The organism is Microbacterium sp. MM2322 (genome assembly GCF_964186585.1).
Lineage (GTDB): Bacteria > Actinomycetota > Actinomycetes > Actinomycetales > Microbacteriaceae > Microbacterium.
Genome location: NZ_OZ075067.1, coordinates 1,573,074 through 1,589,300 on the forward strand (window position 1 = coordinate 1,573,074; position 16,227 = coordinate 1,589,300).

Consider the following 16,227-nt stretch of genomic DNA (forward strand, 5'->3'; position numbering starts at 1 on the left):
CACCGCCCGCTCCTTGTACCGTCGGAGAATGAGCGCCTCCCCACCCCGTGCCGTCGTCGCCGGAGCCGGCGGATTCATCGGCGAGGCCCTGGTGGCGTCGCTGGCCGACGACGGCTACGACGTCGCCTCGATCGGACGCTCGTCGCGCGTGCGGTGGGACGATCCGGACGCCGTCGCCGCGGCCGTCGACGGCGCGGATCTCCTCATCAATCTCGCCGGAAAGTCCGTGGACTGCCGGTACACCGACGCCAATCGTGATGCGATCCTGAACTCCCGCGTCGACACGACGCGCGCTCTGCACGAGGCAGTGGCCGCGGCATCCGTGCCGCCTCGGTTGTGGATGAACGCATCGACAGCGACGATCTACCGCCACGCGATGGACCGCCCGAACAGCGAGTCGATCGGCGAACTCGGCACGGGCTTCTCGGTCGACGTCGCGAAAGCCTGGGAGCGCACGTTCTTCGCGGGCGACCTCCCCGGTACGCGCCGCGTCGCCCTCCGTCTCGCCATCGTCGTCGGCGACGGTCCCGCCACCCGAATGCTCCTGGCCCTCGCCCGCACCGGGCTCGGCGGGCCCCAGCACGATGGGTGGGTGCCGCCGCACCGTCGCTATCGCGGCATCGGCGAGGACCCGACGGGCGACCGCCCGCCGTGGCATCGCACGCGGGGTCGTCAGCGGTTCAGCTGGGTGCACATCGACGACGTCGTGGACGCCGTCCGCTTCATCGATCGCCGAGACGACATCGCCGGCGTGGTCAACGTCGCGGTGCCCGAGGCATCCGACAACCGGACGCTCATGCGCGATCTGCGCGACGTCGTCGGGATGCCGGTGGGCATGCCGTCACTGCGATGGATGCTCGAGCTCGCGATGTGGGTGCTGCGGACCGAACCGGAACTCATTCTCAAGAGCCGGTGGGTCGTCCCCGAGCGCCTGCTCGCCGCGGGGTTCCGGTTCACGCGGACCGACCTGCGCGAGGCACTCGCCAGCGTCGAGCGGGGACGGAAGATCAGGCGTCGACGGGAACGGCAGACACCGTCCGAGCGATCGTGAACTGCCCGATGACGCGCGTCCCGTCGTAGAGGACGGCCGTCTGCCCCGGGGCGACGCCGTCGAACGGATCTTCCGGGACGACCGTCACCGACCCGCCCTCGACCGTCGCCCGCGCGGGGACCGGATCGGCGTGGGCACGGATCTGCACGTGACAGTCGAAGGTGCCGTCAGCCGGCGCCCGGCCGGCCCAGCTGTGGCGTTCGCCCGAGATCTCGGCGGTCGCAAGCGCTTCCTTCGGCCCCACGACGACGGTGTTCGACACGGGTCGCACTTCGAGGACGAACCGCGGCTTGCCGTCGGGGGCGGGAACGCCGAGCTGCAACCCGCGCCGCTGGCCGACGGTGAACGCGTGGGCGCCCTCGTGGCGGCCGACGACGGCGCCATCCCGGTCGAGCACGTCGCCCTGCTCGGCACCGACCTTCTCCGCCAACCACCCACGGGTATCGCCGTCGGGGATGAAGCAGATGTCGTGACTGTCGGGCTTCTGCGCGACCGTGAGGCCGCGCTCAGCCGCCTCCGCGCGCACCACGGCCTTCGATGGCGTCGTACCGAGCGGGAAGTAGGTGTGCGCGAGTTGCTCCTCGGTCAGCACTCCGAGCACGTAGGACTGGTCCTTCGCCTCGTCCGAGGCGCGGTGGAGCTCACGCCCCTCTGGTCCGTCGATGAGGGTCGCGTAATGCCCCGTGCAGACGGCGTCGAAACCGAGCTCGAGGGCGCGCTCGAGGAGGGCAGCGAACTTGATCTTCTCGTTGCAGCGCATGCAGGGGTTGGGCGTCCGCCCCGCGCGGTACTCGCTGATGAAGTCGTCGATGACATCGTCCCGGAAGCGTTCCGAGAAGTCCCAGACGTAGAAGGGGATGCCGAGGAGGTCCGCCGCGCGTCGCGCGTCGAGGGCGTCCTCAATGGTGCAGCATCCACGGCTGCCGGTGCGGAGGGTGCCCCCGGCACGGGAGAGGGCGAGGTGCACGCCGACGACGTCGTGTCCGGCGTCCACGGCCCGGGCCGCGGCGACCGCCGAATCGACCCCACCGCTCATCGCCGCTAGTACACGCATCGTTCCAGTCTACGAGCGTGCAGCCGCACGAGCGCTGGATGCCGCGGCTCGGCGATGCGCCTCGGGAAGAGCCGCGAGGAAGGCATCCACATCGTCGGTGGTGCTCGAGCGCCCGAGGGTGATCCGGAGGACGGAGCGCGCCTCGCGGTCGCCGTACCCGAGGGCCAGCACCACATGGCTCGGCTCGGCGATCCCTGCCTGGCACGCCGACCCCGTCGAGACCTGGACTCCCGAGTGATCCAGGAGGAACAGCAACGTCTCCCCCAGCGCGTCCGGGAACAGGACGTGCACGTGTCCGGGCAGGCGACGATGAGGCGAGCCCAGCAGTGACGCCTGGGGCACGATCCGATGGATGCCGCTGGTGAGGCGATCGGCCAGAACCCGAAGCCGGTCCGCCTCGGCGTCGCGTTCCGCCGCGGTCAGCTCGAGCGCGACGGCCAGGGCTGCCGCACCGGCGACGTCGGGTGTTCCCGAGCGGAGCCCCCGCTGCTGGCCGCCACCGTGGAGCACAGCGCCCATCCGGGCGTATCGGGAGACGACGAGCGCTCCGGTGCCGACGGGCGCGCCCACCTTGTGCCCGGACACACTGAGGGCGACCAGGCCGCCAGGGGCGTTCCCCGGGCCGCGGAGAGCCGCAAAATGCAGCGCCGCATGACCGATCGCGCCGACCGCATCGAGATGAAGGGGAACCTCCGCATCCGCCGCAGCAGCCGAGAGGGCTGCGACGTCGGACACCGTCCCGACCTCGTTGTTGGCCGCAAGCGCCGTCGCGAGCGCCGCACCGGGCAGCGCCGCCGCGAACCCCTCCGCGTCGATCGCACCGTCGGAACCGAGCGGCACACCGCGCACCTCTGCGCTCTGCGCAGCGACGAGCCACTCGACCGTGTCGAGGGTCGCGTGATGCTCGCCGTCCGGCAGCACGATCGCCGAGCGGGCGGGGTCCCGCGCCCACCATGGTCCCTTGATCCCGAGATTGACCGACTCGGTCCCGCCCGACGTGAACACGACCTCGATGGGGTCGCAGCCGAGCACGGCCCCGACGCGTTCGCGAGCGTCCTCCACGACGCGGCGCGCGGCCTGCCCCGCGCCGTGCACAGAAGAGGCATTGCCCGTCAGCTCGGCCGCGGCGAGCCATGCGTCCCGCGCTTCGGGCCGGAGCGGGGTGGATGCCGCATGGTCCAGATAGACCGCCATCGCCCTCCGCCTGACACTGTCGCCCGTCACCTGCTCACTACTGTAGAACGCATGATCTCCGCCTCGGCCGACCCGACGACCGCGGCGTCCGACTCCCCTGCCCCGGGGCTCCTCTCGGACGCCTACGACCGACTCGGCGTGCAGCTGCACGACGGGGTCGGAACGCTCCGCATCTGGTCGGGCGACGCCACCGGCGTCGAGCTCGTCGTGTTCGACGCCGACGATGCCGACTGGATCGTCGACATCCTCCCTCTCCTGTCCGTCGGCGACGGCGTCTGGGAGGTGACGACGCCGCAGCTGCGTCCGGGGGCGCGCTACAGCGTGCGCGTCGACGGGCCGCACGGGCCGGGCATGACCTTCAATCCCGCGACCCTCCTCATCGACCCCTACGCGCGGGGGCTCGCGAGCCCCGGCATCCACTCCTGGCGTTCCGTCGTCGTCGACGAAGGCTTCGACTGGGGCGGTGTCCGAAAGCCCGCCACGCCGCTCGATCGGACGGTGATCTACGAGGCGCACGTCAAGGGCCTCACGAAGCGGCATCCGGGCGTTCCGGCGGCTCTCCACGGGACGTACGCAGCGCTGGCGCACCCCGCCATGATCGAGCACTACCGGAGCCTCGGCGTCACCGCCGTCGAACTGCTCCCGATCCACGCGTTCGCCAGCGAACCGCGCCTTCTGCAACTGGGTCTCACCAACTATTGGGGATACAACTCCGTCGGCTTCTTCGCGCCGCACGCCGCCTATGCGACGGCCGCAGCCCAGGCCGAGGGGCCGAGCGCCGTGCTCCGGGAGCTGAAGGGCATGGTGAAGCTCCTGCACGAGGCCGGCATCGAGGTGATCCTCGACGTCGTCTACAACCACACGTCCGAGCAGGGTCTCGGCGAGCCGCGCTCCAGCTTCCGCGGCATCGACAACCGTGGCTACTACCGCCAGACCGACGACGGCACCTACGTCGACGTGACCGGCTGCGGCAATTCGGTGAACACATCGACGGATGCCGCTGCCCGCCTCGTCCTGGACTCGCTCCGATACTGGGCGAACGAGGTGCAGGTCGACGGGTTCCGATTCGACCTCGCGCCCACGCTCGGGCGGGATGCGGCGCACTCCTTCGCCGCGGATCACCCTCTGCTGCGTGCGATCGTCGACGACCCGGCACTCGCTGACGTCAAGATGATCGCGGAGCCGTGGGACGTCGGCATGGGTGGCTGGCAGACGGGCGCCTTCGGCGAGGGGTGGAGCGAGTGGAACGACCGCTACCGCGACCGCGTCCGGAACTTCTGGTTGAGCGACATCGACTACTCGCGACGCGCCGACGTGACTCCCGTCGGCATCGGCGGATTCGCGACCCGTCTGGCGGGGTCCGCGAACACGTTCAGCGCCGACCGCGGACCGCTGGCGAGCGTCAACTTCGTCACGGCCCACGACGGCTTCACGCTCCACGATCTGGTCTCCTACGACGTCAAGCGCAACGAGGCGAACGGTGAGCACGGGCGGGACGGCGCGGACACCAACCGCTCGTTCAACCACGGTTTCGAGGGCCCGACCGACGACGAGTGCATCCTGGCGACGCGGCGACGCGCGATGCGAAACCTCCTGGGCACGCTCCTGCTGTCCGCCGGAGTGCCGATGGTGACCGCAGGGGACGAGATCGGCCGGACCCAGCACGGCAACAACAACGCCTACTGCCACGACTCCGCCCTCACCTGGTACGACTGGACGCTCGAGCCGTGGCAGGAGGACCTGCGCGCGCACGTGGCGGCGCTGACCCGCATCCGACGGGAGAACCCCGCTCTTCGACCCGTCCGGTTCGCCCACGCCGAGAAGGTCGTTCCCAGTGCGTCCGTGATCGACTGGTACGACGAGACCGGTGAGACCATGTCGATCGACCAGTGGACGGACCCGTCCCATCGCACGCTGCAATACGACGCGCAGTCGACCCCGGAGCACGAAGCTCCCAACAGGACCCTGCTCGTCGTCCACGGCCGGGAGCAGGGCACGGACATCACCCTCCCCGCGCTTCAGGGCGTCCGGCGCTTCGTCACGCTGTGGTCGAGCGCCGACGAGCGGCCGTGCACGGATGCGACCGTGCGTCTGCCCGGTGAGACGTTCCACGCGGCGGGCACGTCAATGTACCTGTTCCGGGCCGAGTGATCCAGGCCCGTTTCCGGGTTCGCCCGGCAACGGTAGGTTCGGAACGTGGCCTCACAGATCTCCCCCGCTTCCGTCCGCAGCTCCGCAGAGATCCCCCTCCGCCCGGCGAAGGCGACACGAAGGGATGCCGGCATCCGCAATGGCCGCATCCCGATCGCCTCTCATCGCCCCAGTGTCCCCGGCGGCCGGTTCGCGCCGACGGCTTTCGTCGGCGAAGCAGTGCCGTTCACGGTCGCCGCCTTCCGCGAAGGGCACGACAGCATCGGCGTGCACGTCCGGCTTACTTCTCCTTCCGGAACCGCGACCCTTCACCGGCTCCACCCGCTCGACGACGGGTTCGACACCTGGCAGGTGCAGGTCGCACCGCTGGAGCAGGGCACGTGGAAGTTCCGCTTCGAGACCTTCGGCGACGACTACGCGACGTGGCGTCACGCCGCCGATGTGAAGATCGCCGCGGGAGTCGACCCCATCCTGATGCGCGAAACGGGTGCACGCCTGTTCGATCGCGCTGCGGCCGAGAAGACCCGGCCCTCCGACGAACGGACCGCTCTGATGGCGGCCGCCCGGGCGCTCCGCGACGACACCGTGGACGACGCGGCGGCGCTCATCGTCGTCCGTGATCCGGGTATCGCGCGCTTCTTCGCCGACCGTCCCGCGATCTCACTGCACACCGTCCACGAAGACAACGTCCTCGTGGTCGAACGGGAGCGGGCCGGAGTGGGCGCCTGGTACGAGTTCTTCCCGCGTTCCGAAGGAGCGGTACGGATGCCGGACGGGAGCGTCCGCAGCGGGACGTTCCGCACGGCGGCTGAACGCCTTCCTGCCGTCGCCGGCATGGGGTTCGACGTGCTGTATCTGCCCCCGATCCACCCGATCGGCGAAGTCAACCGCAAGGGACCGAACAACACCCTCGACGCCGCGCCCGGCGACCCCGGCTCACCGTGGGCGATCGGCTCCGCGGCGGGCGGACACGACGCCGTCCATCCGGACCTCGGCACGCTCGACGACTTCCGGTTCTTCGTCGCGGCGGCACAGGCTCAGGGTCTCGAGGTCGCGCTCGATCTCGCCCTGCAGGCCGCGCCCGATCACCCGTGGGTGACCGAGCACCCGGAGTGGTTCACGACGCTCCCGGACGGCTCGATCGCCTTCGCGGAGAACCCGCCGAAGAAGTATCAGGACATCTATCCCGTCAACTTCGACAACGACCCGGACGGCATCCGTGCGGAGGTCCTCCGGGTGGTCCGTCACTGGATCCGTCAGGGCGTCACCATCTTCCGGGTCGACAACCCGCACACGAAGCCCCTCCAGTTCTGGGAGTGGCTCATCCGGACGGTGAATGCCGAACATCCCGATGTCGTCTTCCTGGCGGAGGCGTTCACGCGTCCGATGCCGATGCGGGCACTCGCACAGAGCGGCTTCCAGCAGAGCTACTCCTACTTCACGTGGCGGAACACGAAAGAGGAACTCGAGGAGTTCTTTGCCTCCATCTCGGACGAGACCGCCGACTTCATGCGGCCGAACCTGTTCGTGAACACGCCGGACATCCTCACGGAGTACCTGCAGTTTGGCGGTCGCTCGGCGTACCGCATCCGTGCCGCGTTGGCGGCGACCGCGGGCGGTAGCTACGGCGTCTACGCAGGCTACGAGTTGTACGAGAACGTGGCCCGACCGGGCTCCGAGGAGAACATCGACAACGAGAAGTACGAGTACAAGATCCGCGACTGGGCGGCAGCCGAGGCCGCCGGCGACTCGCTCGCACCGTTCTTGCGACGCCTCAACGAGATCCGTCGCGCGCATCCCGCCCTCCGTCAGCTGCGCGGTCTCCACCTCCAGGGCACCGACGACGATGCGATCCTCGCCTACGTCAAGCACCTGCCCGGAGCCCTCACGCCCACCGGCGAATCCGACACGATCATCGTGGTCGTCAACGTCGACCCGCACTCGGCCCGTGAGACGACGGTGCACGTCGACTCCGAGCTCTGGGGTCTCCCCCGCGGGCACGACTACGACGTCGAGGATCTCCTCACCGGCGCTCGCTGGACCTGGAATGAACACAACTACGTCCGACTCGACGCGTTCGCCGAACCCGTCCACATCCTCCACGTGAAGGCACGCTCATGACCCGTCCTGACGAATCGATCCTGGATGCCGTCGGTGCCGGTGCGTACCACGCGCCGCACGACGTGCTCGGCCCCCACCGCGACGGAGACGACTGGGTCATCCGTGCCCGGCGTCCCTTCGCCCAGACGGTGACCGCCGTTCTTTCCGACGGCACGCGCGTGGAACTCGCGCACCTCCGTGCGGGCGTGTGGGAGGGCGTTGCCGAGGCGCAGCCGACCGCATACGACATCGTCGCGACCTACGAGGGCGCGCCCGAGTATCGGATCGACGACCCGTACCGTCACCTCCCCACCCTCGGCGAGGTCGACCTGCACCTCATCCGTGAGGGGCGACACGAAGAACTCTGGAACGTCCTCGGTGCCCATGTCCGTCGCTACGACGCGCTGACCGGGGTCTCCTTCGCGGTCTGGGCGCCCAATGCCCGCGCGGTTCGCGTCGTCGGTGACCTGAACGGCTGGGACGGCGCCCAGCACGCGATGCGCTCGCTCGGGTCCAGCGGTGTCTGGGAGCTGTTCGTCCCGGGAATCGGCGCGGGTTCGGCGTACAAGTTCGAGATCCTGACCGCGGACGGCCAGTGGATCATGAAGGCCGATCCGATGGCACGGCGCGCCGAGGTGCCGCCGGCGACGGCATCCGTCGTCACGGAGAGCGAGTACACGTGGTCCGACGACGAGTGGATCGCGGCTCGATCGACGGGGTCGCTGCACGACAAGCCGATGTCCACGTACGAGTTGCACCTCGGCTCGTGGCGGCCCGGACTCGGCTACCGCGATGCGGCTGACGAGCTCGTCGCGTACGTCGGCGAGCAGGGCTTCACGCACATCGAGTTCCTGCCGCTCGCCGAGCACCCGTTCGGCGGGTCGTGGGGCTACCAGGTCACGGGCTACTACGCCCCCACGAGCCGATTCGGGACTCCCGACGAGCTCCGCTACCTGATCGATCGCCTCCACCAGGCCGGCATCGGCGTGATCATGGACTGGGTTCCGGGACACTTCCCCAAGGATGCCTTCGCGCTGGCCCGTTTTGACGGGGCTCCCCTCTACGAACACCCGGATCCGCGGCGCGGAGAGCACCGCGACTGGGGCACGTACATCTTCGACTACGGCCGCAACGAGGTTCGGAACTTCCTCGTCGCGAACGCGCTGTACTGGTTCGAGGAGTTCCACGTCGACGGTCTCCGCGTCGACGCCGTTGCATCGATGCTCTACCTCGACTACTCCCGCGAAGAGGGCGAGTGGGAGCCGAACATCCACGGCGGCCGCGAGAACCTCGAGGCGATGCGGTTCCTGCAGGAAGTGAACGCCACCGCGTACAAGCGTTACCCGGGCATCGCGATGATCGCCGAGGAGTCGACGAGCTTCCCCGGCGTGACGGCGCCCACTAGCCAGGGCGGTCTCGGCTTCGGGTTCAAGTGGAACATGGGGTGGATGAACGACTCGCTCGTCTACATGGGCCGCGATCCGCTCTACCGCGCCCACCACGAAGGTGAGCTGTCGTTCTCGTTCGTCTACGCGTTCAGCGAGAACTTCGTCCTGCCGATCAGCCACGACGAGGTCGTGCACGGCAAGGGATCGCTGTTCACCCGCATGCCGGGCGATCACTGGCAGCAGCTGGCCAACATGCGCGCCTTCCTCGCCTACATGTGGGGCCACCCCGGCAAGCAGCTGCTCTTCATGGGGCAGGAGTTCGGGCAGATGTCCGAGTGGTCCGAGGGTCGCGGCCTCGACTGGTGGATGCTGGATCAACCGGCCCACCAGCAGCTGCAGCACTTCGTCTCAGCGCTCAACCACACCTACCGCGCCGAGGCTCCCCTGTGGTCTCGGGACAGCGACGGCGCGGCCTTCTCGCGCGTGTGGCCGCACTCCCCCGACAGCAACGTCCTCGGTTTCGCGCGTCGCGACAACGACGGTGGGACCGTCGTCGTGCTGTGCAACTTCGCCGGCTCGCCGCGCCATGACGTGGAGTTCGCGATGCCCGAGGTCGGCACGTGGGCTGAGGTCCTCAACTCCGACGCGCAGGAGTTCGGCGGATCCGGCGTGGGCAACCTCGGTGGCGTGACGACGGATGCCGACGGCACCGCGCGCGTCGCACTCCCCCCGCTCGGCGTCCTCTGGCTCCGACACCAGGGCTGAACTGAGATCGGGTCCGGGCAGCACCCGGACCCGATCCACGTCAGAACAGCAGACTGGCGAGACGACCGCGCGCGCGGATGACGCGCGCGTCGGCGTCCCCGACGACAGCGAAGAGTTCGAGCAGTCGTTCCCGCACCGGCGCGCGGTCGTCGCTGGGCAGGTCGGCGAAGAGGTCGAGCAGACGCGCGAACGCGTCATCGACGTGCCCGCCGGCGAGGTCGAGGTCGGCGACATCGAACTGGGCCTGGATGTCGCGCGGAGCGGAGGCTGCTGCCGCTCGCGCTGCCGCGAGGTCGAGGTGCTGCACGCGGGCGAGGAGGTGAACCTGGCCCAGTCCTGCCTTGGCGTCCTCATCCCGGGGGTTCTCCGTGAGAGCCTGCTCATAGGCCGTCGCCGCCGCAGCGTAGTCTCCCGCTTCGATGGCGTCGAACGCGGCCTGGTGGAGCGGGGGAAGCGCGGGCGCCTGCTCCTCGCCCGTGGCCTCCGGCGCGGCATCCACCGGGATCGTCCCCGTGACACCGTGCTGTGCGGCGAGCTGCAGCAGCTGCGTGAACACCTCGCGCACCTGAGCCTCGGGCACCGCACCCGTGAAGAGCTGGACGGGCTGTCCGGCCACGAGAGCGACGACCAGCGGGATGGACTGCGCACGGAAGCTCTGCGCCAACTGCGGATTCGCGTCGACGTCGACCTTGGCGAGCACGAGGCGCCCCCCGAGCTCTGCCACGAGCTTTTCGAGGATCGGGCTCAGCTGCTTGCACGGCTCGCACCACTCGGCCCAGAGGTCGACGACCACCGGCACGGTCTTGGACAGCTCGAGGACCTGGCCGAAGTCCGCATCCGTGACGTCGAAGACGAGACGGGATGCCGGTGCCTGCCCGTCAGGCGGCGTCGGCCCTGCAGCCGGGGACTGACCCGCCGGCCGGTTCTTGAGAGATGAAAGATCGACGGCGCCGCGCAGGACGGCTCCGGGGGCAGGGGTGCTCACTCTTTTTCAACCACCTTGGCGTCGAGAACGTTGGAACGGGAGGCGAGCAGCTGGATCTTCTCATTGGATCCCTGCGCGGGAACGAAGAAGTACAGCTGATCTGTATAGCGCGTGCGGAACCCTGTGCTCGACTGCGAGACGCCCGACAGGGCCTTGACGACGACGTTGTCACCGAGTTTGATCACGGCATCGTTGTCGGTGGGCACGATCGTCTCGTTCTCGGTGACCGTGACGGCGACGATCGCGCCGCTGTCGAGGGTGACGAGCGAGAGCGGCTCCGAGACACCTGCTTCAGCCAGGAAGGACACGCGCCCCGTCTCCTTGCCTGTTTCATTGAAGTTCTCGAGGAGTGTTGCGCGATTCTTCGCGACGAGCGGCCGGAAGGTGTCGGTCTCCGCATCGAACATGCCCGCGAACTCGCTCTTGTTCCCCTTGTCGAGCAGGTCCGCGTAGGCGGCGGCCACGTTCTCCGGAGGCATCATGAGGAAGGGCGAGTTCGGTTCGACGGCGACCGCGCCCACGTAGTCGGCCGCCAGGTTCATGCTCGCGTCGGCACGCAGGCTCGAGATGTACGCGACCTTGTACTCCGCCCAGGGGTTGTCCTGGGTCACGGTCATCATCGTCGCGACACCGTCTGCATCCTCCACGACCGCAAGGAACATCCGCGGCCAGTCGTTCTTCGCCTGCGGGAGGAATGCCGTCATGTCACCGGACGGGATCGCGGGAAGCGGGTCCTCTGAGGTCAGTTTCGCCCGGAGCCGGTAGTTCGTCTCCCGCTCGACGAGTGCGGGACCGGTGAGCCGTTCGGCTGCAGCTTTCGGGTCGTTCGCCTTGTCGGCGGCGCTGACCCGCTCCGAGATCCGCGTCAGAATGCGCTCGGCTTGAGTGCGCGTGACGGCAGGAGCACCCTGCCCTTCCGGGACGATCACCGACGGTGTCGGCGAGGGAGTCGTCCCGGGCTGGAGGTCGGGCCACGCTTCGGGAGAACAGCCCGTGAGCGCGATACCGCCGACCACTACTGCGGAGATGGCGATGAGCGGTCGTCGTCCACCACCCAGTCTCCGTCGAGTCGGAGCTGCCGTGATGACGCCCTTCTCGGCTTCCGCGTCGGCGAGGTCGATGGGCTGCGTCTGCGTCAGTGGGAGACCCTTTCGGCGCGGCCCACGCGAGCGCCGGACGTGGCGAAGCGCGAGGATGTAGAGGACGAGGCCCACGACAGCCATCGCGATGCCGCCTGCGAGCAGCGGCCCGGCCCAGGGCGTCGTCGCTCCGGTCGGCCACGTCACGCTCATGGCGGAGGGTGCCGCGGCGGCACCGTCCGATGCGACGAGGACGCTCATGTCCTCCGGCAGTCGCAACGTCGTGGCGAGGGAGCGGTCCTGCTGGAACTCGTCGAGCCAGAGGTCGGAGCCGGCCGGAACGGCGGTCGGCGAAGGGCCCTCGACCGGAGCCGACACCGGAACGGTCTTCGAGACGGGAAGCCCCTCATCGTCCAGGGTCACGTGCACATAAGACGTGGGCGCAAGCCACGCAGTGACGTCCTCGGTCCGTCCGTATGCGGCGAACACCTGTGCGTCACCGTCGATGCGAAGGGTCTGCGCGCCGGGGTGACTGGCGAGCACGGAGCCGTCGATCAGGACGTACGGCGCGGTTCCCTCGGTGGTGATCTTGGCCGTCTCCGTCGCCGGCGCTTCGAAGATGGTGCGCTGTGCCACACCGGCACCGATCATCAGGGTGGCCAGCACGAAGGCGATGATCGCCCACACGAATCTCACGAACCGCCGCCCTCCTCCAGCCGGCGTCGGAGGTGCGCGGCTGATATTCGACATTCCAGCCTAGCGAACGGCGCTGGCAAACTCGTGCGAGGGCGTCGCTGCCCGTGTACCGGCCATGACAGAACTAGGGTGAGTGGACACCTGGGAAAGGGCAGTCGTGAAGATCCAGCATGTGTTCCGTACCGCGCTCGTCGCCACCCTCGGCGTGGGCGTCGGCATCCTCATCCTGACCGGGGTGCAGACGCTGTCGACGGTACTCCTCTACATCGGCACGGCGCTGTTCCTCGCGCTCGGACTCGATCCTGTCGTCTCGTTCTTCGAGCGCCGCGGCCTGCCCCGCTGGGCGGCTCTCCTCGCGACCTTCGCCGCGCTCGTGGCCATCGCGACCGCGCTCGTGCTGATCGTCGTACCCGTGCTCGTCGACCAGATCGCCAAGCTCGTCCAACAGACTCAGCGACTCGTCGACAGCGCCATCGACGGCCAGTGGAACCCCATCACCGTCGTCAGCAGCTGGTTGTCGGACACGTTCCCGCTCCTTCAAGTCGACATGGTCCTCGATTACGTCAACGACTGGTGGAACGGGCTCGACTTCAACGACATCGGCGCATCGCTCGGGTCGGGTCTGCTGTCGTTCGGTGCCGGCATCGTCGCCATCGCCACCGGGACGATCATCGTGCTGATCCTCACGATCTACTTCACGGCGTCCATGCGCTCCCTCAAGCGGTCGGTGTACCAGCTCGCTCCCGCGTCGAAGCGCGAGCGCTTCGTCGACCTGTCCGAGCAGATCACCGCCTCCGTGGGCTATTACGTGATGGGCCAAGTGGTCCTCGGGGCGATCAACGGCATCCTGAGTGCCGTCTTCCTCTCGATCATCAAGGCACCGTTTCCGGCGGTCCTGGCGGTCATCGCCTTCTTCTTCTCGCTGATCCCGCTCGTCGGCACACTGACCGGGTCTGCGATCATCGTGATCGCGTGCCTCGGCCTCGCGTCGCCGCTCACGGCGCTCGTCGCCCTCATCTGGTACCTCGTCTACATGCAGGTGGAGGCGTACTTCCTCTCACCCCGCATCATGAGTCGAGCCGTCTCCGTTCCCGGCGCCGTCGTCGTCATCGCAGCCCTTGCAGGCGGATCGCTTCTCGGTCTCCTTGGCGCACTCATCGCCATCCCGGTCGCCGCGAGCGTCCTGATCATCTACCGCCAGGTACTCATCCCCCGACAGAACGAACTCTGATCAGCCGATGCGCCAGCAGGCGGTGTGCCAGTGCCGGCGAGCGGCGAGGTCGGCGGCATCCCCCAGAACCCCGTCTGCGCGCCACACCACGACGTGTGCCGTTCCGGCGAGGACCGTGCGTCCGCAGCCCGGACAGATGTAGTCCTTCTGCGCCTGCACCGACGACACGGGTTGGACGGTCCACTCCACACCGCGACGTTGCTCGGACCGCTTCCAGCCGGCCAGGAGACGGTCGAACGACGCGTCCGGCCCGGAAGGCTTCCGGCGGTTCGATCGGGGCATCGGCTCAGTACCAGCCCGAGCGCTGCGACTTCCCCCAGGCGCCGCACGGAGTGTCGTACCGCCCCTTGATGTAGCGGAGGCCCCAGGTGATCTGCGTGGCAGCGTTGGTCTCCCAGTCCGAGCCCACGGAAGCCATCTTCCGTCCCGGCGTGGCCTGCGCGATGCCGTACGCACCGCTCGAGGCGTTGTAGGCGTTCACCCGCCAGCCGGACTCCTTCTTCCAGAGAGCGACCAAGCACGCGAATTCCGAGTCGCCCCAGCCACGGGCGGTGACCATGTCGTAGGCGATGGCCTGCGCGCTGCCGGGATTGGGCGAGACGAACGGTGGACGCCATCCTGTCGAGGACCCTGAGGACGACTTGTCGACGATCGCCGCCGGCGGCGGCGTCGGCGTCGGTTTCACGAAGACGGTGTACTCGCTCGCTCGTTCCAACTCGACGGCGGGTGCATCGCCCGCCTGATAGCGCTGGGCATCCGCCACGGTCGACGCGTACAGCGAGAGCGGATCGAGCTCCGTGGCCTGAGCGGTGCTGGAGAAGGACACGAGGGGCACGAGGGATGCGGCGACGAAACCCGCCGTCGACAGCACCGAGAAGGCTGCGAGAACGCCGCGACGTCGAGACAGGCGCGGCCGAGCGGCGGCGCGGACGAACCGTTGCGAGGTTCGCGGAGCGACGCCGGTTCGCGACGGGATGATCTCGGTGCCGGATGTCACAGTTCCCCGATCATATCCGGGCCGATGAGCAGTCGCCACGCGGTCAGCCGACCGACTGCATGACGTCCACGACGGAGTCCAGCACGGCATCCACCTGGGCTTCGTCGTAGCCGCGGAGCTGCATCCGGAAGGCCACCGTCCTGACCTGCTCGATCGTCAGGCTCTCCCCGGACTCGAGGTACCGAGCGATCCGCCCGGCGACGAGATCGACCTCGTCGACGCGATAGCCGAACCGCAAGAAGGACACCCGGCGGAAGCGACGGCGCGCAGGGCGGGACAGGCGATCGAGAATCTCCTGGGCGAGACCGCGGGAGGCGCCCACCCACGCGCGCGCACCGCGTTGGGACATCGCCACTGCCCGCTCCCGCTGCGCGAAGGCGTCCTCGATTCGAGCGAGAGCCGCATCGACCGCCTCGACCGCGTAACCATCACGCACGAGCGGGAAGGCAGCTGCGCGGATGTCGTCCGAACGGAGCTTCGTGTCCTCCGCCTCGAACGCGGTGCGGGCGGCGGAGAGGAATTCGTCCACGACGCCGGGTTCGTAGCCTTTTCGGCGTCCGGATGTCTTGGGAAAAGCAGCGGACGAAGTCAGTTCGGTCATGAAAGCGCACTCAATGGGTTCAGGAGGATGTACAGGGCGAGACCGGGCACAAGCGATGGCAGGATCGAGTCGAGGCGGTCGAGCACTCCCCCGTGCCCCGGCAGGAACGAACTCATGTCCTTGATCCCGAGGTCGCGTTTGATGAGCGACTCTCCGAGGTCACCCACCGTGGCGGACACGAGAATGGCTATGCCGAGCACGAGCCCTGCCCACAACGGGATCTGCAGCATGAGGACGCCGAGGAGTCCTCCAGCGACGAGACTCACGACGACCGCACCCGCGAAACCCTCCCAGGTCTTGTTCGGGCTGATCCTCGGAGCCATGGGATGCCGCCCGAGGGCGACGCCGCTGGCGTATGCGCCCGTGTCGACGGAGACGGCGATCGCCAGGACCGCGAGCAGCCACAATTCCCCGTGCTCCTGGCGGAGGATGACGAGGGCCAGGCTCCCGTGGAAGACGACGTAAAGCTGCACCAAGGCGCTCGCGAGAACATCGTTGACGACCTCACCGTAGCGACGACCGTCCCCGGCAGCCATCTGCGCGACGAGGCGCCACACGATGACGAGGACCACGGCGGCGAAGATCACGAACCAGTGCGTGAGGTAACCGACGAAGGCCGCCGCGAGGACGAAGACTCCCGCCGACAGCTGGGCCGGGAGGTCGATCCGACGCCCCGCGGCCTGCAGCGCGCGGGAGAACTCGAACGCACCCATCAAGCAGAGCGGAACGGCGAACGCGATGAACGCCCACTTCCAGAAGAGGAGCGACCCCAGGACGACGACGCCGATCGCGAGCCCGATGAGGGTCGCCACGATGAGGTTGCGTCCCGACCGCGCGTTGAGGCGTTCGTTGGCCTCCTCGAACTCGCTTCTGGCTCGCTCGATCTGGCTCTCGAACTCACTGCGGGCGGCTCTCACGTGCGCCTGAAAAGAGGA

The 16,227-nt window shown here is 68.6% G+C and carries 13 protein-coding genes; 5 read left to right on the forward strand and 8 right to left on the reverse strand.

Going from position 1 to position 16,227, the window contains the following annotated elements; all coding sequences use genetic code 11:
* The first annotated feature begins 28 nt into the window (after positions 1 to 28).
* Positions 29 to 1,051: a DUF1731 domain-containing protein gene (locus ABQ271_RS07695; protein WP_349308200.1), complete on the forward strand. Its 1,023-nt coding sequence runs from the start codon at positions 29 to 31 to the stop codon at positions 1,049 to 1,051.
* Here ABQ271_RS07695 and mnmA read toward each other — a convergent pair.
* Together mnmA and ABQ271_RS07705 are read right to left on the reverse strand one after the other, a co-directional pair.
* Positions 1,008 to 2,105: a tRNA 2-thiouridine(34) synthase MnmA gene (gene mnmA, locus ABQ271_RS07700; protein ID WP_349308201.1), complete on the reverse strand. Its 1,098-nt coding sequence runs from the start codon at positions 2,103 to 2,105 to the stop codon at positions 1,008 to 1,010. The genes ABQ271_RS07695 and mnmA overlap by 44 nt on opposite strands.
* Positions 2,106 to 2,114: 9 nt before the next feature.
* The gene (locus ABQ271_RS07705; protein WP_349308202.1) at positions 2,115 to 3,299 is read right to left on the reverse strand and encodes a cysteine desulfurase family protein; all 1,185 of its coding nucleotides are present in this window, start codon (positions 3,297 to 3,299) and stop codon (positions 2,115 to 2,117) included.
* 51 nt (positions 3,300 to 3,350) lie between these two features.
* On the opposite strand from ABQ271_RS07705, the gene glgX reads away from it, so the two are divergent.
* From glgX to glgB, 3 genes are read left to right on the forward strand one after another with little or no spacing between them, the layout of a single operon-like run.
* Positions 3,351 to 5,450, forward strand: coding sequence for a glycogen debranching protein GlgX (gene glgX / locus ABQ271_RS07710; RefSeq protein ID WP_349308203.1), 2,100 nt, complete (start codon positions 3,351 to 3,353; stop codon positions 5,448 to 5,450).
* A 45-nt stretch (positions 5,451 to 5,495) separates the two neighbouring features.
* Positions 5,496 to 7,571 (forward strand): maltotransferase domain-containing protein, encoded by a 2,076-nt coding sequence (locus tag ABQ271_RS07715; protein WP_349308204.1) that lies wholly within the window; start codon positions 5,496 to 5,498, stop codon positions 7,569 to 7,571.
* On the forward strand, positions 7,568 to 9,703 hold the full coding sequence (glgB, locus tag ABQ271_RS07720; protein ID WP_349308205.1) for a 1,4-alpha-glucan branching protein GlgB: 2,136 nt from the start codon (positions 7,568 to 7,570) through the stop codon (positions 9,701 to 9,703). Before ABQ271_RS07715 ends, glgB begins: the two co-directional genes overlap by 4 nt.
* A 40-nt stretch (positions 9,704 to 9,743) precedes the next feature.
* On the opposite strand, the gene ABQ271_RS07725 is transcribed toward glgB, so the two are convergent.
* Together ABQ271_RS07725 and ABQ271_RS07730 are read right to left on the reverse strand one after the other, a co-directional pair.
* Positions 9,744 to 10,688, reverse strand: a complete 945-nt coding sequence (locus ABQ271_RS07725) for a tetratricopeptide repeat protein (protein WP_349308206.1) — start codon at positions 10,686 to 10,688, stop codon at positions 9,744 to 9,746.
* Positions 10,685 to 12,463, reverse strand: a complete 1,779-nt coding sequence (locus tag ABQ271_RS07730) for a glycosyl transferase (RefSeq protein WP_349308207.1) — start codon at positions 12,461 to 12,463, stop codon at positions 10,685 to 10,687. The genes ABQ271_RS07725 and ABQ271_RS07730 overlap by 4 nt, the downstream gene beginning before the upstream one ends.
* A 157-nt stretch (positions 12,464 to 12,620) precedes the next feature.
* On the opposite strand from ABQ271_RS07730, the gene ABQ271_RS07735 reads away from it, so the two are divergent.
* Positions 12,621 to 13,694, forward strand: a complete 1,074-nt coding sequence (locus ABQ271_RS07735; protein WP_349308208.1) for an AI-2E family transporter — start codon at positions 12,621 to 12,623, stop codon at positions 13,692 to 13,694.
* On the opposite strand, the gene ABQ271_RS07740 is transcribed toward ABQ271_RS07735, so the two are convergent.
* From ABQ271_RS07740 to ABQ271_RS07755, 4 genes are read right to left on the reverse strand one after another with little or no spacing between them, the layout of a single operon-like run.
* Complete coding sequence (locus ABQ271_RS07740) at positions 13,695 to 13,976, reverse strand: hypothetical protein (RefSeq protein ID WP_349308209.1); 282 nt, start codon at positions 13,974 to 13,976, stop codon at positions 13,695 to 13,697.
* Between the two features lie 4 nt (positions 13,977 to 13,980).
* A complete protein-coding gene (locus ABQ271_RS07745) occupies positions 13,981 to 14,691 on the reverse strand; it encodes a phage tail tip lysozyme (RefSeq protein ID WP_349308210.1) in 711 nt (236 codons plus the stop codon).
* A 43-nt stretch (positions 14,692 to 14,734) separates the two neighbouring features.
* Positions 14,735 to 15,292 (reverse strand): DivIVA domain-containing protein, encoded by a 558-nt coding sequence (locus ABQ271_RS07750; protein WP_349308211.1) that lies wholly within the window; start codon positions 15,290 to 15,292, stop codon positions 14,735 to 14,737.
* Positions 15,289 to 16,209 (reverse strand): phosphatidate cytidylyltransferase, encoded by a 921-nt coding sequence (locus ABQ271_RS07755; protein ID WP_349308212.1) that lies wholly within the window; start codon positions 16,207 to 16,209, stop codon positions 15,289 to 15,291. Before ABQ271_RS07755 ends, ABQ271_RS07750 begins: the two co-directional genes overlap by 4 nt.
* Between the last annotated feature and the right edge of the window lie 18 nt (positions 16,210 to 16,227).

Coding starts and splice junctions, on each gene's coding strand:
- mnmA (WP_349308201.1), bottom strand. CDS start 2,105: ATGCGTGTACTAGCGGCGATGAGCGGTGGGGTCGATTCGGCGGTCGCC.
- ABQ271_RS07740 (WP_349308209.1), bottom strand. CDS start 13,976: ATGCCCCGATCGAACCGCCGGAAGCCTTCCGGGCCGGACGCGTCGTTC.
- glgB (WP_349308205.1), top strand. CDS start 7,568: ATGACCCGTCCTGACGAATCGATCCTGGATGCCGTCGGTGCCGGTGCG.
- ABQ271_RS07695 (WP_349308200.1), top strand. CDS start 29: ATGAGCGCCTCCCCACCCCGTGCCGTCGTCGCCGGAGCCGGCGGATTC.
- ABQ271_RS07705 (WP_349308202.1), bottom strand. CDS start 3,299: ATGGCGGTCTATCTGGACCATGCGGCATCCACCCCGCTCCGGCCCGAA.
- ABQ271_RS07750 (WP_349308211.1), bottom strand. CDS start 15,292: ATGACCGAACTGACTTCGTCCGCTGCTTTTCCCAAGACATCCGGACGC.
- glgX (WP_349308203.1), top strand. CDS start 3,351: ATGATCTCCGCCTCGGCCGACCCGACGACCGCGGCGTCCGACTCCCCT.